Genomic DNA, 26,211 nt, shown 5'->3' on the forward strand with positions numbered 1-26,211 from the left:
AAACCAGGAGCTTGCATGTTCGGACGCAAGGAGAAGGTGCGTTACGCGGTGGTCGCGGGCGGCCAGATTTCCCAGCAGGCCTTCATGCCGGGCATCGCACGCACCGATAATTCGGAACTGGCGGCGCTGGTAACCGGCGATCCCGTCAAGGCGGACAAACTTGCCGCCCTCTACAAGATCAAATCCTGGTCTTACGAGGATTATGACGCGCTGCTGCGCTCTGGCGAGATCGACGCCGTCTATGTAGCGACGCCCAACTTCATTCATACGCCGTACGTCCTTGCGGCGCTCGAGGCGGGCATCCATGTCCTGCTCGAGAAGCCTGTCGCGGCGAGCCTGGCGGACGCCGAGGCGATCGTCGCTGCCCAGAAGCGATCCGGCGCCAAGCTGATGGTCGCCTATCGCCTCCACCACGAGCCCGGCACGGTCGAGATGGTCACGCGAGCCCAACGTGGCGACTTCGGCGATTTGCGCTTCTTCACCGCGAGCTTTGCGCAGAATGTCGCCGAGGCAAATTCGCGCGGACATAACGGATATTGGGGTGGCCCGGTCCCGGACATGGGCACCTATCCGTTGAATGCGGTCCGGAACCTGTTCGGGGAGGAGCCGATCTGGGTCCATGCCATCGGCTCCAAGACCGCCGGTCGCAATTTCAACTTCCACGACACGGTCGCGGTGACGCTTCGCTTTCCGGGTGACCGCCTGGCGCAGTTCACTGTCAGCTACGCCACGGCGCCGGCGGAGCGCTTTACGCTTGTCGGCACGAAGGCGACGATCGATGCTTCGCCGTGTTTCATGTTCGGTCCGAAGATCGGCATCTCTTATACCGAGACCACGGCGGACGGCACGAAGACCCACAATTTCGATCCGGTCGAACAGTTCGGCAACGAGACCCAATATTTCTCCGACTGCATCCTCAACGGGCGCGAGCCTGAGGCGGATGCGGAGGAAGGCTTTCTCGACATGCGCGTGCTCGCCGCTGTGGAACGTTCGCTGGAAACGGGCGAGGCCGTCACGCTCGAACCCATGCATCGCAGCCGCAGGATCGAAGCGGATCAGGCACTTGCCCTGAAGCCGGCCAAGGAGCCAAGCGAGGAAGATCTGATCAGCGTCGTCCCGCAATCGGCCTGACGCGGACCGTGCCCTGTCTAGGGGCACGGTCGGGCATCGAGGCGAACCCGATCACCGGCGAGATACGGTCAGCCCAGGCGGATGCTGAGCTCGACCTCGTCGGTGAACGGCATGGTGAGATAGCCATTCTCGGGCGCGCCGACATAGTCCAGATAGTCGGGGCAGTGATCGGCATTGTCGGCGATGATGACCGCGCCCTTGCGCAACCGGCCTTCGACCAGCCCCAGAACGTCCCGGTAAAGCGATTTCGCGCCGTCGAGCAGCAGCAGGTCGATCGTGTCGGGCAGATCGGACGCCAGTGTCGCCAGCGCGTCGCCCTCGCGAATCTCGACCAGATCGGACAGGCCGCCGGCCGCCAGATTGTCGCGGGCACGCGCGACCTTCGAGGGCTCGAATTCGGTCGTAATGAGCCGGCCGCCGCCATTGTCCCTCAGCGCCGCGGCGAGGTGCAGTGTCGACAGGCCAAATGACAGGCCGAACTCGACGATCGCGCGTGCGTCGGTCGCGCGAGCCAGCATGTAGAGGAGCCTGCCGGTTTCGCGCGAAACCGGCAGCGGATAATCCTTCAGCGCGGCGTAGAAATCGCGATAGTCAGCCTTGCTGCGCATCAGGCGCAGCCGCTCCTCGCTCGAGATCGATGCGAAGGCCGGATTGGTCATCGGATGGGCCGCCTGGGCTTCCTTGAACAGGCGGTCGAGCAAGGGTGCGACGGGTGCGTTGGTAAGCGTGGTCATGGGTTTCTCCGCAGGCATTTGCCTGTCGGAGAAAATACGATTAGTTCGTCATGTTTGCCTATTCGCATTGGCGGGAGTTCGTTCGGGCATGCCGCGAAACATCGGAGTTTCCTCGCGCAAGGCGCCGCAGCAGGCGCGCTCGAACGGCCTCGTCGCGGCGGTGCTCGACGCCGCTGTTCAGGTTTTGAAGGCCGAGGGCGCGCAGCGTTTCACCACCGCCCGTGTCGCCGAGCGGGCGGGTGTCAGCGTCGGTTCGCTCTATCAATATTTCCCCAACAAGGCGGCGATCCTGTTCCGGCTGCAAAGCGACGAGTGGCGGCAGACGTCCGCGCTGCTGCGCGAAATCCTCGAAGACCGGACGACGCCGCCGGACGCGAGATTGCGGACGCTGGTCCACGCCTTCATCCACTCCGAATGCGAGGAGGCCGCGATCCGGATCGCGCTCGACGATGCGGCGCCATTCTACCGCGACGCCCCCGAAGCGGCCGAGGCGCATGCCGAGAGCGCGAATATCGTCCAAGCCTTCCTGCAGGAAAGCGCGCCGTGCCTCGATGATGCGCAACGCCTGCTTGCGGGAGAACTCATGAAGTCGACGCTGAGCGGAGCCGGCAGCAGCTTTTCAGCGGTCCCTCGTAACCCGGGCGAGATCCACGCTTACGCTGATGCCGTCGCAGACATGCTGTGCGCCTACCTGCAGCGTCTGGCGGGCGGCGGAGCCGCATAGGCGGCGAGGAGGGAGCCGCTCAATCCTTTGACGGGGCGGTGCTTTCGCGCTCGATGAGTTCATAGCCCAGCGACACGCTCAGCCCGACGCGGTCGTCGCGCGATCGGTATCGCGGGTCGACCAAGATATCGATCGCCGCAGCGCCCATCTTTTCCACCGGCTGCCGGATCGTCGTGATCGGCGGCCACGCAACCTGCGCGGAAGACGCATCATCGAAACCCGCGATCGAGAGCGCGGTGGGGACGGGCACATTATGCTTGACCGCGGCGACCGACACACCGAGCGCCATGTCGTCATTGCTCGCGAAAATGGCCGTCGGTCTCGGCTGAAGCCCGAGCAGGCGCTCGCCTGCCTCGACGCCGGCGCGAAATGAGAAGTCGCCCGGCTGGATGTGGCCGGGATCGATCGTCAGCCCGTGATCGCGCATGGCGGCGATGAAACCGGCCTTGCGTGCGGCGCTGCCATAATGGCGCGGATCGCCTTCGATGAAGCCGATCCTGCGATGGCCGAGGCCGATCAGATGGCGCGTCATGTCGCTCGCCGCCTGGCGTTCGTCGATTTCGACCGTGGCCGAGCGCACGCGCACTTCGGGATCGGGCGCGATGCAGACATGCGGGACCTGCAATGAGTCGAGCAAGGTGATCATCGCGCCGCTCTGGCTGATCGGCGGCGCCAGGATCGCGCCATCCAGATGCAGCGACGAGATCGTCGCGGTCAGATCCTGCTGCCAATTGGTCGTCGAAAGATCGGCTGGCTCGACGAGCAGGTGATAGTTGCGCTGGCGACAGCGGGCGAGGGCGCCCCGCTGCATCGAGATGGCATAACCCGAGGCCGGATCCTCGCAAAAGATGCCAAGCAGATAGGAGCGCGCGCTCGACAGGCTGCGGGCGAACGCGTTCGGCCGATATCCCAATTCGTCCACCGCACGCATCACGATATCACGCAGCGACTGGCGAACGTGCAGTTCGCCATTGATGACGCGCGAGACGGTCTTCGGCGAGACGCCCGCGCGCGCAGCGACATCCTTGATGGTGGGGATCACCTTTGCATCTCCGGACGATCATCGGCGGACAGAGCAAACATCAAGATCACCAGATAGCATAAGGCAGGCAGAATCAGCGCCATCGACGGTGATGTCCTGTCGGCGATGATGCCGGCCAGCATTGGTACAATAGCTCCGCCGATGACCGCAATGCATAGCCACATCGACGCTGCGGGAACATCTTGATGGTCGCGAGGCATGGCAAGCCCGTAAATTGTCGGAAACATGATCGAATTGCATATGCCAACGGCGAGAAGTGCACCGCTGCCGACATATCCATGCAATAGGATCGCGGCAGCGATGAGCAAAGCAGCGACGATAGCAGCGCGCGCCAGCAGCCGCTGCGCAGCAATATGGCGAAGCGCCCATGCTCCAGCGAAGCGGCCGACCATCGCGCCCGCCCAATATAGAGCCACCAGTCGCCCGGCGGCGACCGGCATTACCGCCGCGCTATCGGGCAAGGTCAGGTAACCGACCGCCAGAATCCCGACCGTGACCTCCGCGCCGACATAAGCGAAGATCGCGGCCGTGCCGGTCGCGATCTTCGGGCGGCGGATCAGGGCGATCATGCGCGTCAGCGTGGGAGCGCTCGCATGCGCATGGGGCAGCAGATTGCGGTCGCGCACGATGCAGATTGCAAGGATCGCGAACCCCGCCGCAAGCGCGAGAAACGGCACGAGCGGGATCGTCGGACCTGCTTGGCCAAGCAGGAACCAGGCGGCGATGACCGGCCCCGCTACGGTGCCGACCGCGTTGAACGCCTGCAGCAACGTGAAGCGCGATACCGCTGCTGCCTTCGCGCCATAGGTAGCCATCAGCCCGTTGCACGCAATCTGCAGGATCGTCGCACCCGAGGAGATCATCAGCAATGCGGCCAGCATCGCCGCATAGCGCGACGAATATTGTGCCACCGCAAAAGCGCAACATCCGAGCGAGATGATGCACAATGCCACCGCGATGGCGCGCAACGCGCCCGTTCGCGCGGTAAGCCACGTGGCAGGGAGCGCGAACAGCAAATAGCTCGAATAATAAGCGAGCTGCGCCAGCATCGCCTCGGCATAGCCCATGTGCATCACCAGCTTCAGTCGCGGCACCAGCAGCGCCTCGATCGAGGCAAGTAGGCCGCCGCCGAAGAATATGCCCGGCATCAGGCGGAAAAGGCGCGCCATGATGTCGTTCTCGGCGCGATCGGCAGCACTCTCCATGCGCCGACCGTAGGCGGTTGGCGGTGCCAGACAAGCGCCAAAGGCAAAAATGGACATCGATGTCAGAAACATTTTGACATCGATGTCCATTTCGGGTTGAAGGCCCGCAAGCGGGTGTAAAACCATGCTTTCAGGAGAGGATTTCATGACTCGGCATATGCTTGCCGCGAGCAGCGCGCTCGCGACCATTCTCGGCGTTGCGGCGCCCGCCTTCGCCCAGACGGCGACCGCCGGCGCGCCTTCAAGTGCGGCGCCGCAACCGACGGACAATAGCGGCCAGGTCGGCGAAATCGTCGTCACCGCGACCAAGCGCGAAACCAGCCTCGAGCGGACGCCGATCGCCATCTCGGCCTTCAGCCAGGCGTCGCTCGACCGGCAGCAGGTCAAGGACGTGACCGGCCTCGCCGATTTCGTGCCGAGCCTGCACTTCGCCCAGCAGGGCGATCAGGGCGCCATCCTGCTCACGCTGCGCGGCATCGGCAACGACAGCGCCTACACCGAAGTCGCCGACCCCGAGGTCGCGATCTACGTCGACGGCATCTATGCGCCGCGCGCGCAGGGCGCTTCGGTGCTGATGTACGACATGCAGCGGGTCGAGGTGCTGCGCGGCCCGCAGGGCACGTTGTTCGGCCGCAATGCGACGGTCGGCGCGATCAGCATGGTCACCGCCAAGCCCACGCTCGACGGCTTCCATGCCAATGTCGAAGCAGTCGGCGGCTCGTACAGCCGGGTCGGCGTGAAGGGGATGGTCAACATCCCGGTGACGGACAATTTCGCGCTGCGCGCGGCGTTCATCACCGATCGCCACGACGGCTATATCGATTATCAGACCCCGCCGAGCATTCCCGGCCTCAATCGGTCGGCCTTCGTCACCAGCGGCAAGAAATATGATGCCGCAGACCAGAAGTCGGCGCGCCTGTCCGCGCGCTGGGATCTCGGCCGGTTCAAGTGGGATCTGTCGGGTGAATATTATAAGGATACCGGCTCGCCGATCCTCGCGCTGAACCAGAATCCCGCGCCGGGCCAGAAATTCTGGTCGGCCTTGGTCGATACCGCGCCCGAGACCGATCGTTACTCATGGGGCGTCCGCTCCAACATGAGCTATGATTTCACCGATCATATCGAGCTCGCTTACGTCGCCGGCTTCTCGCGCGTCGGCGGCAACGCGGTTTCCGATGCCGATGCGGGTGCGCATGCACCGACGCAGAGCGCGACCGGCACCCTGGTATTGCCCAACGGCGCCTTCGGCGAAAACCGGACGGCTTATTCGCGCTACGACTTCTGGAGCCACGAAGTTCAGCTTAAGTCGATCGGGCACAATGCGATCGACTGGATCCTGGGCGGCTATTACAGCCACGAGGTCAACAAGATCCGCTTCGACATCGATCAGCGCAACGGCTATCGCGACGGCACCTTCAACTGGTCGGGCACGTTCGTCCAGGCAGATCGCGAGATCGACTCGCGTGCGGCCTTCGGCCAGGCCGTGTGGCACGCGACCAGCCGGATCAACCTGACCGGCGGCATCCGCTATACGAGCGACAAGAAGCAGGATATCGGCGGGCGCAACCTCACTTATTGCGGCGGTGCGGCGTCCACCAACCCGAATTGCTACGCCACGTCGAACATTCCGGGCATCTTCGGGATCGACACCAACGGCGCCGGCAATATCACCCAAGTACTGAACGCCTTGAACGCGGAGAGCGCGGCGCTCGGCTATGGCAGCCTGTGGGGCACGACCAACAACGACACCAAGGGCAAGTGGAACAAGGTGACGTGGCTCGCCCGGGCCGACATGCAGGTGACCGACACCACGTTGGTCTATGGCAGCGTCAGCACCGGCTTCAAATCGGGTAATATCGAGGATGGCGGCCTGCTCGCAGGCCCCGAGACGCTGACCAACTATGAAGTCGGTTCCAAGTCGCGCCTGTTTGGCGGACGCGCGACGCTGAACCTTGCGGCCTATTATGAGGACTTCAAGGGCTATCAGGTCAATCAGGCCGAAACGACGCGCGACGCTGCCGGGAACATCACCGGCAGCCAGATCGTCACCACTAACGCGCAGGGCGCCAAGGCCTACGGCGTCGAGGCGGAACTGACCGCCAACATTACCCGCCTCGACCGGGTCAATCTGGCGGCGACCTACCAGCATACGCGATTCGACTCGTTGGTCACCGTCAACAACGGCATCTACAATGTCGCACCGACGAACTATCGCGATTTGAAGGGCAACGAACTGCCGCATGCGCCGCATTTCTCGATGACCGGCACCTACGAGCATGACTTCCCGCTCGTCAACGGCGCCCGGATCACGCCGCGCGGCACGGTCCATTACGAGACGCGCAGCTGGCTGAGCTACTTCAACGGCGACGGCACCAGCGGCTACGCCGCCGCCAACCTGCCCGGAAAGGGGCTGCTCGGCACCGCCTACGATCAGCAGAAGGCCTATGCCAAGATCGATCTCGGCCTGACCTATGCGTCGCCGGGCGACCGCTATGAGATCGAGGCGTTCGGCCTCAACGTCACCGACAAGCGCATCCGCACCAGCGCGGGCGTGTCGGGCCCGACCAATGGCCTCGTCCCGGTCTTCCTCTCCAATTACGAGGCGCCGGCGACGTGGGGTGTGCGGGTCCGCGCGAAGTTCTGACGATTTCCCTGGCCGGTACGTACCCCGAACCGGCGCTCGCCGCCGCCGTTTAGATCTTGAACGGCGGCGGACTTTTTGACGAACTCGGGAACGTCGGTCGGACTAGGACTGGACCATGACTGCCAAGCACATCGTGATTGTCGGCGGCGGGACGGCGGGCTGGCTCACCGCCGCTTATCTGGCGCGCGCGATCGCGGCACGCCCGGACGGCTGGACGATCAGCCTGATCGAATCCGCCGACATCGGCACGATCGGGGTGGGCGAGGGCAGCTTCCCCTCGCTGCGTTCGACCCTCGCCATGCTGGGCCGGAGCGAAGCCGAGTTCCTGCGCGCGAGCGACGCCACCTTCAAGCAGGGCGTTCGCTTCGTCGATTGGGCGGGCGGCCCGACGCCGGGCGCCGGCGGGGCGGACGATTATTTCCACCCCTTCAACCTGCCGGTCGGCGGCGACGCGCCGGGCCTGCTGCCCTTCTGGCTGGACAGCGGCGAGGATCCGGCGCGGCCTTCCTATGCCGATGCCGTCACGGTGCAGGAAAGGCTGATCCGCGCGGGCCGCGGCCCGAAGATGCGGCGGGATCCCGATTTCTCGGGTCCGATGAACTACGCCTATCATTTCGACGCCGCCAAATTCGGCGCATGGCTGCGCGGCGTCGCGACCGCCGATGGCGTGACGCGGATCGAGGGGACCGTGGCATCCGTTGCCCGCGCCGACGATGGCGACGTCAGCACGCTGACGCTTGCTGACGGGCGCGTGGTCGCCGGCGATATGTTCGTCGATTGCTCGGGGTTTCGGGCATTGCTGATCGGCGAGACTTTGGGCGCGCCGTTCCACTCGGTCGAAGACGTGCTGTTCAACGATCGCGCGATCGCGATGCAGATTCCCTATGATCGGCCCGACCAGCCGATTGCCCCCTATACCTGCGCGACGGCGCATCCGGGCGGCTGGATCTGGGATATCGGCCTCGCGACCCGGCGTGGGACCGGCTGTGTCTATTCAAGCCGCCACATGTCGGATGACGCGGCCGAGCGCGAGATACGCCGCTATGGCGGCCCGCAGGCGGACAGGCTCGACCTTCGCCTGCTCAAGTTCCGCACCGGTTATCGCACGCAGCAGTGGATCGGCAACACGGTCGCGATCGGCCTCGCGGCGGGCTTTTTCGAGCCGCTCGAATCGACCGGCATCATGCTGATCGAGGTCGCCGCGCGCATGGTGGCGGAGATGATCGGCGGCGGTATCGACAAGGACGCACGGGCCGCCGCCGCACGCACGTTCAATCGCCATATGGCCGCACGCTTTGCCGCCATCGCCGAATTCCTGAAGCTGCATTATTGCATCAGCCGTCGCGTCGACAGCGCCTATTGGCGCGACAATCGCGATCCCGCGACCTGGCCGGAAGGCCTGCGCGACAAATTGGCGCAGTGGCGCCACCGCGCGCCCTCGCGGTTCGATTTCGTGGTCGATTACGAAACCTTCCTGCCGCCGAGCTGGGCGTACATCCTGTTCGGGCTCGGGTTTGATACCGAGGCAGGCCGGCACAGCTTCGCCGCCCGTCCGGACGCCGGCCGTGATGCGATCGCGACTTTCGGCAAGGTGCGTCAGGCTCAGGCACAGGCCTTGGCCGCCTTGCCCGCGCACCGCGCGCTCATCAGCCAATATCACCATCATTGAGAGGCATGGCATGTTCCGCTTCCGCCGCACCTTATGGCTTCTTGGGGCCTCGCTGCTGACCGCACCGCTCGCGGCCCAGACCGCAGCCGATCGCGCCGCGACTTTGGTCGCTAAAATGACGCAGGCCGAAAAACTGCAGCTCGTCCACGGCTGGTGGTATCCGCCGACGGGCGCGCCGACGCCGGGCATGCCCGATGGCTGGGTGCCGTCCGCCGGTTATGTCCCCGGCATTGCGCGCCTCGGCATCCCGGCGTTGCGCGAGAGCGATGCGAGCCTCGGCGTCGCCAACCAGGTCGAGGAGCGCAAGGGCGATACCGCCACCGCGCTTCCCTCCGCACTGGCAACCGCAGCCAGTTTCGACCCCGCGATCGCGCGCGCGGGCGGCGCGATGATCGGTGCGGAAGCGCGCGCCAAGCGCTTCAACGTGCTGCTCGCCGGCGGCGTCAACCTGACGCGCGATCCATGGGGCGGGCGCGATTTCGAATATATGGGCGAGGATCCGCTGCTCGCGGGCAGGATGGCGGGCGCGGCGATCGCCGGCGTGCAGTCGAACCATATCGTCTCGACGGTGAAGCATTTCGTGCTCAACCCGCAGGAGACCGGCCGAAACGTCTATGATGCGCGCCTGGCGGAGGCACCGCTCCGCGAGAGCGACCTGCTGGCGTTCCAGATCGCGATCGCCGACGGTGCGCCGGGATCGGTGATGTGTGCCTACAATCTGCAGAACGGCGCGCACGCCTGCGAAAACGGCTTCAACCTCACGACCGTGCTCAAGCAGGACTGGCATTATCCGGGCTGGGTGATGTCGGACTGGGGCGCGGTCCATTCCACCATTCCGTCGGCCCTTGGCGGGCTCGATCAGGAATCGGGCCAGCAGCTCGACGCGCAGGTCTTCTTCGGCAAGCCGCTCGAAGATGCGCTGGCGCGCGGACAGGTGCCGCAATCGCGGCTCGACGACATGGTCAAGCGCATCCTGACGGGCATGATCGAGACCGGCACGATGGACGATCCCTTGCCCGATGCGGCCACGCCGATCGACTTCGCCGCGCACGCCGATGTGGCGCAGCGCGCAGCGGAAGCGGGCATCGTGCTGCTCAAGAACGAGGGCAATCTGCTGCCTGTGATGGGCGATGCGCGGCGGATCGTGCTGATCGGCGCGCATGCCGACGTTGGCGTGCTTTCGGGCGGCGGATCGAGCCAGGTGCGCTCGGTCGGCGGCGTTCCGGTCGAGATTCCGCTCGCGCGGGGGGAAGCGGCCAGCTTCGCCCGGATGACGTGGCATGCGTCCTCGCCCTTGCACGCGATCCGTGCGCTCACCCCCAATGCCCGCGTGGACTATATCGACGGCAGCGATCCCGCCGCTGCCGCGAAGGCGGCCGTCGGTGCGGACATGGTCATCGTCTTCGCCTGGCAGTGGCAGACCGAGGCGCAGGACGCCGAGACGCTCGCGCTGCCGGACAATCAGGACGCGCTGATCGCGGCGGTGGCCAGGGCGAACCGCCGCACGGCGGTGGTGCTGGAGACCGGCGGCCCGGTGCTGATGCCGTGGCTGCAGCATGTGCCTGCGGTGATCGAAGCGTGGTATCCCGGACAGCGCGGGGGCGAGGCGATCGCCAACATCCTGTTCGGGCGGACTGAACCTTCGGGCAGGCTGCCGATCACCTTTCCCGCCGCCGAGACGCAGGCGCCGCGCCCGAAGCCGGTGGGGCTCGACCTGCTGCATGCGCGCGACCGGACGGATCCGAACGGGCCCATCCCGCACTTCACGATCGATTATCCAGAGGGCGCGAATGTCGGCTATCGCTGGTATCAGATACGCGATCAGCGGCCGCTCTTCGCGTTCGGCCATGGCCTGAGCTACACGCGCTTCACTTATTCCCAGTTGACGGTTCAGGGAGCGAATGTGCGCTTCACCGTCGCCAATATCGGAAAGCGATCCGGGACAGACGTCCCGCAGGTCTATGTCGAAGCCCCCGACAGCGCCGGGGTCAAAAGCTATCGTCTCGCCGCCTGGCAGCGGGTGACGCTGAAGCCGGGCGAGGCCAAGACGATCAGCGTGACGGTGGATCCGCGCGCCGTCGCGGCATGGAACAGCGGCGCGAAACGCTGGACCGTCCCGTCGGCAGCGCTTCCGCTGGTTGTCGGTCACGAGGCAGCCGATCGGGCGCTGGCAGGCCGCATTCGGGTCGACGCACCGGTCGTGAATTGAGATCCTTGGGTCGACGGGGTCGTGATCATGGCCGGCATCTGCAGGCCATGTCTATTTCAGGATGAGGTTCAGGCCCGTCGGGCCTGCAGGATGCGCGGTGGGTCGCGCAGCATCTGCCCCGCAAAGCTTGTCCCGGCCATCTTGTCCGGGTCGATCGGAAGGTCGTGCATCGTCGACAGGATATCGATTCCGCTGACGACATTGCCGAAGGCTGCGAAACCTTGGCCGTCGCCGTTGCGCTGGCCACCGAAATCGAGTTCGGGCGCGTCGCTCAGGCAGATGAAGAATTCCGACGTCGCCAGCGCGGTCGACCAGCCCGGCACCATCCGCGCCATCGAAAGCGTGCCTCGCCTGTGGCGGAGACCGGTCGCCTGCGTCGCTTCCACGCCGATGCCGGGATAAGCGCGGCTGTCGCGCCCGATCCCGCCTTGGATCACGTCGATGGGAATTCCGGTCGGGTCGTCATGCGAGCGCACGACGCGGTAAAAACTCGCGCCATCGTAGAGCGCTGAATCGACGTAGCGGAGGAAATTATCTGCAGTCAAAGGCGTGTTTTCGACGTCGATCTCCAGAAATACGTCGCCATAATCCGTGATTAGATGGATGATAGGCACTATACAGTCTCCCGAACGACTGGATCCATGGCCGGACTCTGGCATCCTTTTGCGCGGACCGCCGCTGCGCTGCCCCTCTGACAGAGCTGCCCCGGTACGCGCTGACGTCGCCGCCAGCGCCCAAGCAGGGGCAATCCTGCGGCTGTCATAAATCTTTCAAGGTCGCTTGCGCGGTCGATCGACATCGTTCTACCATTCTATAACGGGCTTCGCGATTCTCTTCTCATCGGATGGATGGTGTTAATGATCCATAGAACGCGCCTTCTTACGCCTAAGGTCACGCGGCTGGCTAATGGGACGGACTGCCGGCTGACAATGCACGAATTGATCGGCGGCGATGGCGACGGTCCGACGATCGGCATCAGTGCGGCGATGCATGGCGACGAGAATACCGGATCGCAGGCGATGCTGGAATTGTACCGTCGACTGGCATCGATCCCGTTTTCGGGGCGTCTGCTGCTGCTCCCGGTCGCGAATTCCTACGCGATGATCGGAAACAGGCGGTTCGCGCCATTCGACAATCTCAATCTCAATCGCGAGTTTCCCGGCAATGCGCAGGGATCGTTCACGCAGCAGCTGGCTGCGACGATCACGGAAGAGTTTCTCGAGAAGATCGATGTTCATATCGATCTTCACACCGGCACCGACCGTCCGACCGTCGACTATACCTATCTCTGGAACGACGAAGGGCTGACGCGCAGCTTCGGATCGAAGATCCTTTATCGGCCGGACATGGGATCGATGGAATCGGCGTTTCGCGGCACCAGCGCGGACGTCACCTACCGGCTGCGCAAGATCCCGGCAGCGGTGATCGAACTGGGCGGCGGGATCGTCGATCAGACGCCCTATGTCCGGCGCACGGTCGACGGCGTGCTCAACATGCTGCGCTATCTCGGCGTGATCGAGGGCGAGGTCGCGCGGCGCGACGACCAGATCATCATCACGCGGCTTTCGGGGATCAGGCCGACGTCGGGCGGATGGGTCGAGCCATTGGCCCCCCCGCTCGGCGAGCCGGTGCGCGGCGCCGATCCGCTGGCGCGCATCGTCTGCCCCTACACCTTCGAGACGATCGACGAGATCCGCAGCCCCTATGCGAACGGGATCATGGTGATGGGGCACCTCACCCGCAATCTGGTCGAGGCCGGGGACTTCGGCTTCATGGTCGGCGATCTCGACAGCGCCGAGCCGACCGTCGCCTGAACACAAAAGCAAAGGCCGACGTCAATTCGGCAATCCACGAGAACAGAAACGCGATCGAGAGGCAACGTCTTCCAAAAGGGGTCATTCAATGTCGAACTGCAAGATGCTTTTGCGAGGAAGTGCGCTATCGACGATCCTGGCCGCGGCATTGTCGTGGTCGACAGTGGCCGCGGCGCAGGCGGCCAATGCCGGCGCTGCCGATGCGGCGCAGCCGAACGACGGCGAGATCGTGGTGACCGCGCTCAAGCGCGACACGACGCTGCAGAAGACGCCGATCTCGATCTCGGCCGTGACCGGCGACACGCTCTCCAAGTCCGGCGTGCAGAACATCTCGAACCTGGCGGGTGCCGTTCCCAGCCTGACGTTCGTCGATGCCGGCCCCTCGTTCCGCCGCGTGGTGATCCGCGGCATCCAGGCGGCGGGCGAGCCGACCGTGGGCGTTTATTATGACGAAGCGCCGGTGACCGGCGTGATCGGGACGGCCAACGATGCCGGCGGCACGACGCCCGAATTGCGGCTGTTCGACGTCCAGCGCGCCGAGGTGCTGCGCGGCCCGCAGGGGACGCTGTACGGGGCGGGTTCGATGGGTGGTACGCTGCGGATCATCTACAACAAGCCGACCTTCGAGACCGAGGGGCTGGCCGATGCCTCGATCTCCGATACGCAGGATGGCGGGTTCAATTACGAACTCAACGGCATGGTCAACCTGCCGGTGATCACCGACAAGATCGCGGTGCGCGCGGTCGGCTTCTACCAGCATAATGACGGCTATATCGACAACGTCACGTTGGGCGTGAAAGGCATCAACGGCCTGAAATCCTATGGTGGCCGCGTGATGGCGCGGGTCACGCCGACCGAGCGCTTCACGCTCGATCTGGCCGCTTATATCAATCGCACCTACACGGACACGCCGACCTGGATCAAGGAATCCGGCCGCTACAATGCGGATTACTTCACGCGCTTGCCGGTGCGCGACCGCCTCAACCTCTACAGCGCGACCGCCAATTGGGATCTGGACAGCGTCAAGCTCACCGGCGTCGTCTCCTACTTCGTCCGACACATCAAGAGCGCGGACGATCAATCGGAACTGATCCAGTCGCGGCGGACGGCCGCCTCATGCGCCAGCCTGTACAATAGCGGTGCGGCGTGCGGGCCGACCACGCTGAGCAGCTTCTACGGCCTGATCGATTCACAGGCGGACAGCGTCGTCTCGCCTGATCAGGACGTGCATGCGCTGACCACGGAACTCAGGTTGAGCTCGGCTGGCACCGGACCGTTCAACTGGACCGTCGGCGGTTTCTATTCGCACCGTCATGAGTTCGTGCACAATGCCGCGAACAACGTCGACAGCAACGGCGATCCCATTGCGAGCCAGCTGGTCTTCTATCGCAACATCTATGACACGCTGAATCAGGCGGCGGCGTTCGCCGATCTATCGTGGGATATCACCAGCAAGCTGAACATCACCGGCGGCGCACGCTATTTCCATTACTCGCGCAGCGTCGCCGGCGAGACGCCGATGGCCGATGTCCTGCTGGGCGCGCGGCTGGTCCCGCTCACGCGGGCGTCTTCCAAGGAGAACGGCACCGTCGTCAAGGTGAACGCATCCTACAAGTTCACGCCGAACATCATGGCCTATTTCGAGGCAGCACAAGGCTTCCGGCCGGGCGGCGCCAATCAGGTCATCGGCCTGCCCGAGGCGCTGACGCCGTACCAGTCCGATAAATTGTGGGATTACGAGGCTGGCATCAAGACATCCTTCTTCCAGCACAAGCTGACGCTCAACCTCGACGTGTTCAGAATCGACTGGTCGAACCTGCAGGTTACCGGCCGTCCGGCGGCGACGATGGGCACCTTCACCTTCATCACCAATGCCGGCGATGCGCGCGTGCAGGGCGTCGAGCTGGAAGGCGGCATCCGCCCGCTGCGCGGCCTGACGCTGTCGGGCAGCTTCTCGTACATGACCCCGGAGCTGACGCAGGATCAGACCAACGCGACGATCCTCGCCGCAGGCCTCAAGGGCGATCGCATTCCCTACGTGCCGAAGATGACGATGGGCGGCAGCGCAGAATATCGCTTCCCGCTGAACAGGTCGCTGAACGCCTATCTACGCGGCGACTATAACCACCTGAGCGACTCTTATTCGGACTTCAGGCCCAACGCGACCTATACGCGGCGTATCCCGGCCTACGACATGGTCAACGCCCGCGTCGGCATCGAGACCGCCGATGGCAAGCGTGGCGTCTATCTCTACGTCAACAACCTGTTCAACGCGCTTGGTATCACCCGCGAGTTTTCGGGTGCCTTCTGGGTCGGCCGGACCTTGACGAATAGTGCCACGCCGCGGACGGTCGGCCTCAATCTGCGCACGGCGTTCTGAAGCAGGTCGCGCACGGGAGTAAGGAGCGGCGATGACGCGGTTGTTGTTTCGGAATGCGCGCATCTTCGACGGTGTCGATCGTGTCGAGGCACATGACAGCGTCATCGTCGAGGGTGCGCGCATCGCCGAGGTCTCGGCCGCGGCGGAAGGCAGCTTCGATCGCGTGGTGGATTGCGGCGGCCGCACGTTGATGCCCGGTCTGATCGACGCGCACGTGCACGTTTATGCGTTCAACGCCAACCTCAGCCTGAACGACGGCAGCTCGATCGTCGCGCGCACGCTGCATGCCGAGGCGATGATGAAGCGCGCGCTGGCGTCGGGCTTCACCTCGCTGCGCGATGCCGGCGGCGCCGATCGCGAGCTGGCCGATGCGCTGGCGAACCGCATGTTCGTCGGCCCGCGGCTTTTCTACAGCGGCAAGGCGCTCAGCCAGACGGGCGGGCATGGTGACATGCGCGTACCGGGCACGCGCATGTGTGGCTGCGGCTATACCGGCGCGACCAGCGCGCTCGCCGATGGCGAGGACGAGGTGCGCAAGGCGGCACGCGAACAGCTCCGCACCGGCGCCACCCAGATCAAGATCATGGCCTCGGGCGGCGCCGCATCGCCCTCGGACCCGATCTGGATGCTGCAATATTCGGATCGCGAGATCCGTGCCGCGGTCGAGGAGGCCGAGCGGTGGGGCACTTACGTCATGGCGCATGCCTATACGGCGGATGCGATCGCGCGCTGCGCGCGGCTCGGCGTGCGCTCGGTCGAGCATGCCAATCTGATCGACGCCGAGGCGGCGGCGGTGCTGGCCGAGCTTGGAACCTACGTCGTGCCGACACTGGCGACCTATGACGCTTTATTGCGCCATGCGCCCGAGCTGGGCTGGGGTGGCGAACTGATGGAGAAGGTCGAGCTCGTCGCCGCTGCCGGCCGCCGCTCGCTCGCGCTATGCCGCGATGCCGGCGTGAAGATGGGGCTCGGCACCGATCTGCTCGGGCCGATGCAGGTCCATCAATGCGACGAGTTCCGCATCCGCGCAGAGGTGCTCACGCCGCTCGAGATCCTGCGCTCGGCGACCTCGATCAACGCCGAGCTGATGATGCGCACCGGGGAGATCGGCACGATCGCGCCCGGCGCGCTTGCGGACATGATCCTCGTCGACGGCGATCCGCTTGCGGATATCTCGCTGCTGGCCGGCGACGGCAGCGGGGTGGTGCTAGTGGTCAAGGATGGCGAGATCGTCAAATCCACCTTGTCCGCCGGGGAGCCCGTTCTCCGCGCTCAATAGCCCAGGGCGACGCCGGGCCGGCGCGGATCGGCGATGCCGACCAGCGACCCGTCGCTCTGGCGGGCGATCGCCTGGACTGATCCAAAGTGCCAATTATAGGGCGCGGTCGTCCGCACGGTGACGCCGTAATGCTGCGCCAGCCTTTGCCGCGTCTCGTCGGTCACGCGCGATTCGATCGTTGCGGTGCGATAATATTGCGATCCCTGGAAGCGCGGCGCATCGGCCGACTGCTCCAGCGTGAGGCCGTAGCCGAGATAGTTGACCAGCATCAGCGCGACCGCGCGCGACGCGAGGCCGGGCGAGCCGAGCGTGAGCACAGGCGCGCCGCCTTTGGCCACGATCGTCGGCGGGAAGGGCGACAATGTCCGCAGGCCGTCGCCGATCGCGCGTCCGGGGAAGTAATTGGCGCCGTTGGTGACGACACCGTCGATCACCAGCCCGGTGCCGAAGGTCGGCCCGTTCACGCTATGGGTGAGCGACAGCATGTTGCCGTCCTTGTCGACCGCGACGAGCTGGTCGGTGTCGGTCGAGTTGGGATCGTTCGTACCGTCGGCGGCGGGGGCCGGCGTCGGCCGCTGCACCGCGACCTGCGTCGCATCCTTCGGCATGCCGCCGTCGATCAGCCGGGTCAGCTGATGCGCGAAATCCTTCGATAGCAATGTGTCGAGCGGCACATTGTAGCCGACCGGATCCTTGACAAAGCCGTCCGCGAAATCCTCGGCGAATTCGAAGGCGCGGCGGATGCGGTAGAAGCTGGCGGCATCCTGCGCATAGTGGGTGGCGGGGGACAGATCCCACGGCTCGGCGATGTTGAGGATCATCGCGGTCAGCACGCCCGCGGTCGATGGCGGTGGCGAACCATAGATATCGTAGCCGCGGAAGCTGGAGTGGACCGGCTCCTCCCACCGGACGCGATAGTCCGCCAGATCCTGCAGGCTCATCTCGCCGCCGGCCGACCGGACCCCGTCGACGAAATGCTGCGCCCATTCGCCCTTGTAGAAATAATCGGGCCCGTCCGCGGCGATGCGGCGCATCGTGCGCGCGAGGTTCGGCCGCTTCATCACCGCGCCGACCGGCGGGACGAAGCCGCTGGGCAGGAATTCGGCGCGGCCCGACGGATAGGCCGACAGCCGATTGATCGCCGCGTCCGACAATTCGGCATACAGGAACGAATACATCGGGAAGCCGTCTTCGGCGGTCTTGATCGCCGGCGCGAAATAATGCGCCCATGGCAGCGTTCCGAAGCGGTCGGCGGCGGCCTTCAGCCCCGCGACGGTGCCCGGCACGGCGATGGCGCGGCCCGACGTCTCGGGCAGCGGCATCGGATCGAGCGTCACCTGGACCCAGCCCGGCGACACCGGCGCGCCGGCACGGGTATGGTTCAACTCTGCGTCGAGATAATAATAACGCTTCGACTTGGCGTCGTAATAGAGCAGCGACATCGCACCGGCGAGGGTGACCATCTGCGGCTCGACCACGGTCTGCAGGATTACGCCGGTCAGCCCGGCATCCATGGCGTTGCCGCCTTTGCGCAGCACGTCGAGCATCGCCTGCGCCACCAGCGCGTTGCCGGCTGACACCATCGCGTTCTTTGCATGGACCGCGGGCTTCGGGCCCTGCTCGGCCGCCAGCGCCGGTTGCGCGGCGAGCGCGACGATCGCGAGGGACGAGGCCGCGCGGCGCAGCAGGCGGGCGGGATGGATCATGATCGTCTCCGTCGTACAGGGTGCCGGTGCGACCGGCTCAATCGGCAAGCTCGCGCACCATGATCCGGCCGGCCGCGAGCATCAGTAGCCCACTCGCCGCCAGCCACAGCGCCGCGACCATCATCGCGTAGCGAAGCCCGATCGCGCCGTGGCTGGCGGTGAAGGCATCGCTCAACGCGCCCGTTATCACCGGCCCGAGCCCGGCGCCGATCAGGTTGCTGCAGAACAGGCTGACCGCGACCGCCAGCGCGCGACGCCCCGATCCGCACACCGAATGGAGCGAGGTGTACATCACGCCATAAGCGACGTTGAGCGCGACCATGCCGACCGCGACGGTAGCGAGGAAGGCGGAGTAGCTCGGCATGAGGAAGCCCAGCTCGAAGAAGGGCAGAGCGACGAACAGTCCGGCTGCGCACAGCCATGCCTGCCAGCGCACGTCGCGGATCGACAGGCGCCCGACCAGCCATCCGCCGAGCGAGATCCCCGTCAGTGCCGCCGCGGCGGACAGCGCGCCATAATAGAAGCCGATCTGCGGCAAAGGCACGTGGAGGATGCGCATCAGATAGGGGGGGATGAACGCGAACACGCCCGACGAGAAGGCGTTGTAGACCGTGATTCCAGCGATGATGAGCGCCAGGCTGGGCGTGCGTGCGATGCCGACCAGATCGGCCATGCCAGCGCCGCGTGTCGCATGCCTGTCGGGCAGGCTGAGCCGCAGCCGCGGCTCGTCGAGCTTGAGGTAGACGATCAGCGCCAGCAGCAAACCGGGGATACCGGCGGCCACCATCGTCGCCCGCCAGCCATAATGCGCCGCGATCTGCGCGCCGCCGGTCAGGCCGAGCAGATAGCCGACCACCAGCGAGCCCGAGAAGACGGTGATCGCACGCGCCCGGCGATCGGGCGGGAAATAATCGGCGATCAGCGACTGCGCGGGTGGGATGCCGCCCGCCTCGCCGGCACCGACGCCGATGCGCGCCACGACCAACTGCACGAAGCTTTGGGCCATGCCGCACAGCACCGTCATGCCGCTCCAGATAACCAATGCGAGGCCGATGATCGTCTTGCGGTTGCCGCGATCCGCCGCCCACGCCACGGGGATGCCCAATGTCGCGTACAGCAAGGCGAAGGACAGCCCGCTCAACACGCCGAGCGCGGTATCGGACACGCCGAATTCGCGCTTGATCGGCTCCAGCACGATCGTGATGACGGTCTTGTCGAGATTGTTGAGTGCGGACACGAAAAATAGGATCGACAGGAAGGCGGTGCGCTGGCGGTTGTTGTATAGCGCCCAGGGCCTTGCAGATCGGTCCATGCTGTAAACCCCAACGTGTATCATCGGAAAGGTACACGTTTGCACCACACTGGCAACGACATTCGCGTATGCCCGCTTGGCGAAGCGCCGGGGGCTGTGTTACGGCGCTTCGTGTCATAGACAAGAAGAACAAAATGGCCATTTTCGACCAATCATGCATCGACAAGAGCCTGCCCATTCCGGTTGGGCGGCAGCTTCACGGGCTGCTCAGCTACGTCATCGCGTTCGGCCTCATCCCGGCGGGCGAACGGCTGCCCTCGGTGCGCGAGCTGGCACTCGCGGTCGGCGTCGCGCCGATGACGGTCAACGACGTCTATCAGGAATTACGCGGCACCGGCCTGATCGAGATCCGACCGGGCGTCGGCGCCTTCGCGAGCGGCGCAGGCAAGCGCGATGCCGAGCTGATGGCGCTGCGCGCCGATATCGCCCTGCTGATCGAGAAGGGGGCCGATATCGGCCTCACGCCGATCGACCTCGCGGCGATGGTGACGACCCAGGCGCGATTGCAGCCGTCGCAGGAGTTGAGGATCGGCCTGATCGGCATCTTCCGTGCGGCGGCGCTGGATTATGCGGCCGAGATCACCGCGATGATCGAGGGGCCGGGTGCGGTCGAGGTGTATCTGATCGACGATCTGCAAAAGGACGAGGCCGCGCGCGCCGCCTGCTCGGCGTGCGACGTCGTGCTGGTGCCGATCCATCGCGAGCATGAGATACGCGCGCTGCTGCCGCGCGCGTCGGTGGCCGGGCTGCGCATGATCCCGTCGCAGGCCACGCGGAGCGCGCTCGCCAATCTCGATCCGCGCGCACGCGTCGCCGGAATCTCGCATTTCGAGGAGCATGTCGCAAGCCTCAAGCATGCGATCCGCGAGTTCACGCCGCACGTCGCGGACGTCCGCACCAGCTGGATCGATGCCGTCGATCTGGCCGAGGTGCTGCGTGATCGCGATGTCGTGATCTATGCGACCGGCGCGGAGCATATCATCGAGCTGCTCTCCGAAGACGCCGAGCATTTCGAGTTCCGCCACACCCCCGATCCGATCGCGACCGGCCAGTTTCTCGCGGCCTTGAGGGCACGCGACGTTCTCCGGCGCGACAGGCCGGATACCCAGGAAGAACCCAATGGCATTCAAGACCGCTCGGATCTTGCGTCCGGCATTCACGACGCTCGCCAACGGAGACGACGCGAGCCTCGTGATCCACGAGCTCGTCGGCGCGGCTGACGGGCCCACCATCGGTATCAGTGCGGCAGTCCACGGCAACGAGAATACCGGCGCGCAGGCCGCGCTGGAGCTGTTTCGCGCGCTAAACGCGCTCGAACTGCGCGGCCGCGTGCTGCTGTTGCCGGTCGCCAATCCCTATGCTTTCGCCGGCAACCATCGCTTCGCGCGGCTGGACGAGCTGGACCTCAACCGGCAGTTTCCGGGCAATCCGTCGGGCACGTTCAGTCAGCAGCTCGCCGCGGCGATCACGCGCGAATTCCTCGAGCAGATCGACGTCCATATCGATCTTCACACCGGCACCGACCGCCCGACCGTCGATTACGTCTACATCTGGAACGACGAGGCGCTGTCGCGCAGCTTCGGCTCGCGCATCCTCTATCGACCGACGACGGGGCGCGAGGGAACGGTGTTCAACGGCCTCAGCACGACCGTCACGGTCGAGCGGCGCAACATCCCGACGACGGTCATCGAGCTGGGCGGCGGCATCGTCGATCAGGGCCCTTACGTCGAGCGCACGGTCGCAGGCGTGATCAACATGCTGCGCCATCTCGGCGCGATCGAGGGCGGGGTGGCACCGGCTCCCGCACAGACGGTCGTGACCAGCCTTGCCGGTGTGCGCCCGCGCAAGGGGGGCTGGCTGGAACCGCTCGCCCCGCCGCTGGGCGAACCGATTGCGGGCGGCGCGCCGCTGGCACGGATCGTCAGCCCCTATACGTTCGAGACGATCGAAGAGATCGTCAGCCCGTTCGCGCGCGGCGTGATGGTGATGGGCCATCTGACCCGCAACCTCGTCGAGGCGGGCGACTACGGCTTCCTCGTCGGTGATCTGGACGGCGCGACGGCCTGATCGCCGCCGCGCCGCCGGCGGGCGTCAGACGTGCCCCGCGACCGGCTGCGGCCGATAGGGCGCCTCAAGCAGCGCCACGTCCTCGGCTGACAGAGTGAGATCGAGCGCCTTGATCGCGGTCTCGAGATGCTCGGGCTTGGTCGCGCCGACGATCGGCGAGGTGATGCCCGGACGCGTCGCCACCCACGCATAGGCGACCTCCGCCATCGGCACGCCGTGGCGTTCGGCGACGGTACGGACGGCGGCGACGACGGCCTCTTCGCTCGACCGGTCGTTGTCGTACAGCGTTCCCGCGGTCTTGTCGGATGCGGCGCGGGTCGTGCCCGACCGGCCCGCCAGCCGGCCGCGCGCGAGCGGCGACCATGGGATCACGCCGATGCCTTCCGAGCGGCACAAAGGCAGCATCTCGCGCTCCTCCTCGCGATACATCAGGTTGTAATGGTTCTGCATCGATACGAACGGCGCCCAGCCGTGCTGCCGCTGCAGACCGAGCGCCTTCATGAACTGCCACGCGCCCATCGACGAAGCGCCGAGGTAGCGCACCTTGCCCGCCCGCACGACCTCGTCGAGCGCCTCGAGCGTCTCTTCGAGCGGCGTGTCGGGATCGAAGCGGTGGATCTGGTAGAGGTCGACATGGTCGGTGCCGAGCCGGCGCAGGCTGGCGTCGATCGCCGCGAAGACGTGCTTGCGCGACAGGCCGCGATCATTGGGATCGTCGCTCATCGCCGCGTTGAGCTTGGTCGCGATCACCAGCCGGTGGCGCGGCGTGCTCGCCAGCGCGCGACCGACGATCTCCTCGCTCGCGCCGAGCGAATACATGTCGGCCGTATCGAACGTGTTGATGCCGAGATCGAGCGCCTGCGCGATAATCCGCTGCGACGCTGCCTCTTCCAGCACCCAGGGCGCCCATGACGGCGATCCGAAGCTCATGCAGCCGAGCGTGATACGGGATACCTTGAGCCCGGTCTTTCCGAGATTCTTATAGTCCATTGCCGGCTCTCCCGTTTGCGATCTAGCCATCTATAACGGGCGGCGGCGTTTGCAAATCGCCAAAGCCGTGGGTCGTCGCCGACTTCGGGCTCAGACCGGCTTTAGGGCCGTCGAGGGTATGCGCCCGATGAGACGGCGTGCCATGGAAAGCGATGGCACCGTCACCTGATGGCGCTATATCCGCACGTCCGCGGCATTTAGATCGTTTTCAAAGGGATGTTGGTGCGTCGTATCATTTGTTCGGGGGCGATGTTCGTCGCCACCAGCGTGTTAGGAACGGTTTCGCAGGCGCAGGATAGGCTTTCAGCACCATCCGACATCGTCGTGACCGGGGTGGAAGGCGATGCCATCCACGACGAGACGCAGACCGCCTCGCTCGGGCCGCTCGGTTTGGTCGACGTGCACGACACACCGAACACGATCAACATCGTGCCCTCCGCGCTGATCGAGCAGCAGCAGCTCAAGAGCGTCCAGGACGTCTTCCGCTACTTGCCCTCGGTGCAGGGCGATGGCGCCCGGCCGCAGAGTCGGGGCTTCCAGGGCAGCGTCGTGCAGAACAGCCGGATCGACGGGTTCAACATCGTCTCGACGACCGACTATGCCGCCCAGCAGTTCGAGAACGTTCAGGTTCTGAACGGCCTGTCCGGCGCGATCTTCGGGCCGGCCAACCCCGCTGGCACGTTCGAATATACGCTCAAGCGCCCGACGGCCCAGCCTCTGGCCTATGGCCGCATCGGCTACGGTTCGGGCGACCTCTGGCTCGAGCATCTGGACGTGTCGAATACAGCCGCCAATGGCCTGATCGGTTACCGCGCCAATCTGCTCAACGAGGCCGGCGAAGCCTATCTCGACAACAGCCGTGTCAGCCGTCAGCTGGCCAGCCTTGCGCTCGACGTGCACGTGGCTCCGTCCACGGTGCTGGAACTCAACGGCAGCTATTATCGCTACCAGACGCGTGGCGTGGAGCCGAGCTTCGCGACCGCAAACGGCGTCGCCTTCCCGGAAATCGATCCCTACCGGCAGGGCTATGCGCAGCCCTATGCCGGACAGCGCAACCATACCTATACCGGGAGTGCGAAGCTCAGGCACGACATCGGCAGCGACTGGCACCTGACCGTCGGCGTGCTCGACCAGGTGGCGGATCGCGAAACGAGCCAGATCACCGACACGATCACCAACGCCGCGGGCGCTTATACCGCGACGATTCAGACCTCGACGGCCAGCCGCTTCACCATCCTGTCCAATCAGGCCTATCTCGACGGCCAGTTCGATACTGGGCCGTTGCGGCACCAGCTTGCGCTCGGAACCAACGGTTTCGTGTGGAAGAACTTCAATCCCTATGCCGGAGCCACCTTCACGCTCGGCTCGGGGACGCTCGCGAATCCGCGCGCTTTCGCACGGCCCAATTTGCCGGATTTCACCGATCGCTATCGCTCGTCGCGCGCCTGGCAGCAGGTGCTGGTGGCGAGCGATCGGATCAGCATCGGCGAGCATTGGAGCGCGGTGTTGACCGGAAGCCAGAGCTGGCTCGGCACCATCAACTCGAACAGCGGCGGCAGCGCCACCAGTCGCTCTTCGGATACCGGGTTCAGCCCTTCGGCCAGCCTGGTCTACAAGCCGATCGAACCGCTGACCGTCTATTTCACCTATGCGAACAGCCTCCAGCAGGGTGACACCGCACCCGCCGGAACGGTCAATCAGAACAGCATTCTCGCGCCCTTCCGATCGAAGCAGTATGAGGGCGGCGTGAAGCTCGGCCTCAAGGCTGTCGACTTCACCCTGGCGGCTTTCCAGATCAGCCGGCCTTTCGCCTATATCAACGCTGCCACCTCGGTCTTCGAGCAGGATGGCGAACAGCGAAACCGGGGCGTGGAGCTCACGGCAAACGGGCGCGTGCTGCCCGGCCTGACGGTCTTCGGCGGCGTTGCCTTCCTCGATCCCAAGCTGCTCGATACCGCCACCGCCGCGACCAACGACACGCGGATCGCCGGCCTGTCGCGCTGGACGATGACGTCGCTCGTCACCTGGGCCGTGCCCCGCATATCCGGCCTGCAACTCACGGCCTTCGTGCGGCATGCCAGTAACCGGCCGACCGACAACCAGAACCGCTTCTTCGCCGATGGCTACACCACGCTCGATCTGGGCGTGAAGAAGGATGCTGTGTTCGGCACCCATCATGTCACCTTCCGGGTGGACGTCGCCAACGTCACCGACGAGCGCTATCTCACCAATATCGTTCCGGGCGGGCTCAACGGCTATTCCGGCGCCGGCAACGCCACGGCCGCGCTCGGCCAGCCACGAACCGTCGCCGGCTCGGTCGCGTTCGCGCTATGACGGTTCCCGTGACCAAACGCCTCGCGTTGCTCGCGCTGTCGCTTCCCATCCTGATCGGCGCGGCGCCCGTCGCGCCGCCGCCAATCGCCGACCTGTGGTTTGCGCACAATGCGATGACGATGATGCTGGGCGCGGCCGGCAGCATCCGGGTGACGGTCGATACGCCGACCGCACAGCCCTGGATGTTCCGGGTCGCGCCCGAACTGCGGCGCGCGCAGATCGTCGCGAACGGCTCCGCCAATGCCGAGACCTTGCTGGGGCAGGGCGTGAAGCTTGCCTTCACCGCACAAGCGCCCGAAGCCGCGCGGCTCAAGGCGCTGGGGATCGATGCGCGGGACATGTCATTTTCCGACGTTCCCGGCATGGCGCGCAGTCTTCGCGAGACGGCGTCGGCGATCGGCACGCCGCTCGCCCGCCAGCGGCTTCGCGATTACGAGGCCTATACTGCCGCCGTGTTGCGCCGCTTGGGCGCGTCGGTCGGATCGCTGCCCGAAGCGCGCAAACCGCGCGTGCTGCACCTGGTCTCCTGGTCGCCGCTCAAGGCCGATGGCGCGAACACGATGATCGACACCTGGATCCGCGCCGCCGGCGGGCGCAACGCGGCGGACGGGCTGATCGGCAACCAGAAGCCGATCTCGATCGAGCAGATCGCCCAGTGGAATCCGGACATCATCATCGTCGGCGGCCCGGCCAAAGGGCCCGACGATCAGCCCTGGATCGGCATACCCGCAATGGCGGGGCGTCGGGTGGTGCGCAATCCGGCGGGCGTCTTTCCGTGGGATCGCTATGGTCCCGAATTCGCGCTCCAGCTGCAATGGGCGGCCAAACTGTTTCATCCCGGAGAAGCCGGGACGGGCGACATGGCGGCGGAGACGCAGCGTTTCTACCGGCGTTTCTACGGCTACCACCTGACCGATGCCGAGGCGCATCGCATCCTGGCATCGCTGCCGCCCGCTCCATGAGCTGGACGC

General features: G+C 65.4%; 19 protein-coding genes. 12 read left to right on the forward strand and 7 right to left on the reverse strand.

All coding sequences use genetic code 11. The features are described from left to right. Nucleotides 1–15 precede the first annotated feature (15 nt). Complete coding sequence (locus K8P63_RS06705; protein ID WP_223799041.1) at nucleotides 16–1,131, forward strand: Gfo/Idh/MocA family protein; 1,116 nt, start codon at nucleotides 16–18, stop codon at nucleotides 1,129–1,131. A 68-nt stretch (nucleotides 1,132–1,199) separates the two neighbouring features. On the opposite strand, the gene K8P63_RS06710 is transcribed toward K8P63_RS06705, so the two are convergent. Further along, nucleotides 1,200–1,865, reverse strand: coding sequence for an O-methyltransferase (locus K8P63_RS06710; RefSeq protein WP_223799042.1), 666 nt, complete (start codon nucleotides 1,863–1,865; stop codon nucleotides 1,200–1,202). Here K8P63_RS06710 and K8P63_RS06715 point away from each other — a divergent pair. Next, the gene (locus tag K8P63_RS06715; protein ID WP_223799763.1) at nucleotides 1,864–2,589 is read left to right on the forward strand and encodes a TetR family transcriptional regulator; all 726 of its coding nucleotides are present in this window, start codon (nucleotides 1,864–1,866) and stop codon (nucleotides 2,587–2,589) included. The genes K8P63_RS06710 and K8P63_RS06715 overlap by 2 nt on opposite strands. Before the next feature lie 19 nt (nucleotides 2,590–2,608). On the opposite strand, the gene K8P63_RS06720 is transcribed toward K8P63_RS06715, so the two are convergent. Together K8P63_RS06720 and K8P63_RS06725 are read right to left on the reverse strand one after the other, a co-directional pair. Further along, nucleotides 2,609–3,631 (reverse strand): LacI family DNA-binding transcriptional regulator, encoded by a 1,023-nt coding sequence (locus K8P63_RS06720; RefSeq protein ID WP_223799043.1) that lies wholly within the window; start codon nucleotides 3,629–3,631, stop codon nucleotides 2,609–2,611. Next, on the reverse strand, nucleotides 3,628–4,983 hold the full coding sequence (locus K8P63_RS06725; RefSeq protein WP_223799044.1) for an MFS transporter: 1,356 nt from the start codon (nucleotides 4,981–4,983) through the stop codon (nucleotides 3,628–3,630). Before K8P63_RS06725 ends, K8P63_RS06720 begins: the two co-directional genes overlap by 4 nt. Between K8P63_RS06725 and K8P63_RS06730 the strand changes: the two genes are divergently transcribed. From K8P63_RS06730 to K8P63_RS06740, 3 genes are all read left to right on the forward strand, one after another. After that, the gene (locus K8P63_RS06730; RefSeq protein WP_223799045.1) at nucleotides 4,982–7,480 is read left to right on the forward strand and encodes a TonB-dependent receptor; all 2,499 of its coding nucleotides are present in this window, start codon (nucleotides 4,982–4,984) and stop codon (nucleotides 7,478–7,480) included. The genes K8P63_RS06725 and K8P63_RS06730 overlap by 2 nt on opposite strands. 115 nt (nucleotides 7,481–7,595) lie before the next feature. Continuing rightward, a complete protein-coding gene (locus K8P63_RS06735) occupies nucleotides 7,596–9,149 on the forward strand; it encodes a tryptophan halogenase family protein (RefSeq protein WP_223799046.1) in 1,554 nt (517 codons plus the stop codon). Nucleotides 9,150–9,159: 10 nt separating this feature from the next. After that, nucleotides 9,160–11,358, forward strand: coding sequence for a beta-glucosidase family protein (locus K8P63_RS06740; protein WP_223799047.1), 2,199 nt, complete (start codon nucleotides 9,160–9,162; stop codon nucleotides 11,356–11,358). A 68-nt stretch (nucleotides 11,359–11,426) separates the two neighbouring features. Here K8P63_RS06740 and K8P63_RS06745 read toward each other — a convergent pair whose 3' ends face one another. Further along, nucleotides 11,427–12,017, reverse strand: a complete 591-nt coding sequence (locus K8P63_RS06745) for a peptidylprolyl isomerase (RefSeq protein ID WP_223799048.1) — start codon at nucleotides 12,015–12,017, stop codon at nucleotides 11,427–11,429. 270 nt (nucleotides 12,018–12,287) lie between these two features. Here K8P63_RS06745 and K8P63_RS06750 point away from each other — a divergent pair, with 270 nt between their 5' ends. From K8P63_RS06750 to K8P63_RS06760, 3 genes are all read left to right on the forward strand, one after another. Next, the gene (locus K8P63_RS06750; protein WP_223799049.1) at nucleotides 12,288–13,172 is read left to right on the forward strand and encodes a succinylglutamate desuccinylase/aspartoacylase family protein; all 885 of its coding nucleotides are present in this window, start codon (nucleotides 12,288–12,290) and stop codon (nucleotides 13,170–13,172) included. Nucleotides 13,173–13,260: 88 nt separating this feature from the next. Further along, nucleotides 13,261–15,552, forward strand: coding sequence for a TonB-dependent receptor (locus tag K8P63_RS06755; RefSeq protein WP_223799050.1), 2,292 nt, complete (start codon nucleotides 13,261–13,263; stop codon nucleotides 15,550–15,552). A gap of 31 nt (nucleotides 15,553–15,583) precedes the next feature. Further along, nucleotides 15,584–16,831, forward strand: a complete 1,248-nt coding sequence (locus K8P63_RS06760; RefSeq protein ID WP_223799051.1) for a metal-dependent hydrolase family protein — start codon at nucleotides 15,584–15,586, stop codon at nucleotides 16,829–16,831. Here the strand turns inward: K8P63_RS06760 and K8P63_RS06765 are convergent. Further along, nucleotides 16,825–18,537 carry a gamma-glutamyltransferase family protein gene (locus tag K8P63_RS06765; protein WP_223799052.1) on the reverse strand — a complete coding sequence of 571 codons (1,713 nt, stop codon included), beginning with the start codon at nucleotides 18,535–18,537 and terminating at the stop codon, nucleotides 16,825–16,827. The genes K8P63_RS06760 and K8P63_RS06765 overlap by 7 nt on opposite strands. A 37-nt stretch (nucleotides 18,538–18,574) precedes the next feature. Then, nucleotides 18,575–19,849, reverse strand: a complete 1,275-nt coding sequence (locus K8P63_RS06770) for a spinster family MFS transporter (protein WP_223799053.1) — start codon at nucleotides 19,847–19,849, stop codon at nucleotides 18,575–18,577. Here K8P63_RS06770 and K8P63_RS06775 point away from each other — a divergent pair. Continuing rightward, the gene (locus tag K8P63_RS06775; protein ID WP_223799054.1) at nucleotides 19,834–21,069 is read left to right on the forward strand and encodes a GntR family transcriptional regulator; all 1,236 of its coding nucleotides are present in this window, start codon (nucleotides 19,834–19,836) and stop codon (nucleotides 21,067–21,069) included. The two genes, K8P63_RS06770 and K8P63_RS06775, sit on opposite strands and share 16 nt — an antisense overlap. Next, complete coding sequence (locus K8P63_RS06780) at nucleotides 21,041–21,916, forward strand: succinylglutamate desuccinylase/aspartoacylase family protein (protein WP_223799055.1); 876 nt, start codon at nucleotides 21,041–21,043, stop codon at nucleotides 21,914–21,916. The genes K8P63_RS06775 and K8P63_RS06780 overlap by 29 nt, the downstream gene beginning before the upstream one ends. Nucleotides 21,917–21,940: 24 nt before the next feature. Here the strand turns inward: K8P63_RS06780 and K8P63_RS06785 are convergent, their stop codons facing one another. Then, on the reverse strand, nucleotides 21,941–22,906 hold the full coding sequence (locus K8P63_RS06785) for an aldo/keto reductase (RefSeq protein WP_223799056.1): 966 nt from the start codon (nucleotides 22,904–22,906) through the stop codon (nucleotides 21,941–21,943). Nucleotides 22,907–23,128: 222 nt separating this feature from the next. Between K8P63_RS06785 and K8P63_RS06790 the strand changes: the two genes are divergently transcribed. Beyond that, nucleotides 23,129–25,240, forward strand: a complete 2,112-nt coding sequence (locus K8P63_RS06790) for a TonB-dependent receptor (protein ID WP_223799057.1) — start codon at nucleotides 23,129–23,131, stop codon at nucleotides 25,238–25,240. 8 nt (nucleotides 25,241–25,248) lie between these two features. Continuing rightward, nucleotides 25,249–26,202 carry an ABC transporter substrate-binding protein gene (locus K8P63_RS06795; RefSeq protein ID WP_223799058.1) on the forward strand — a complete coding sequence of 318 codons (954 nt, stop codon included), beginning with the start codon at nucleotides 25,249–25,251 and terminating at the stop codon, nucleotides 26,200–26,202. Nucleotides 26,203–26,211: the final 9 nt, after the last annotated feature.

This window comes from Sphingomonas nostoxanthinifaciens, from assembly GCF_019930585.1.
In the GTDB taxonomy this organism is placed as follows: domain Bacteria; phylum Pseudomonadota; class Alphaproteobacteria; order Sphingomonadales; family Sphingomonadaceae; genus Sphingomonas_I; species Sphingomonas_I nostoxanthinifaciens.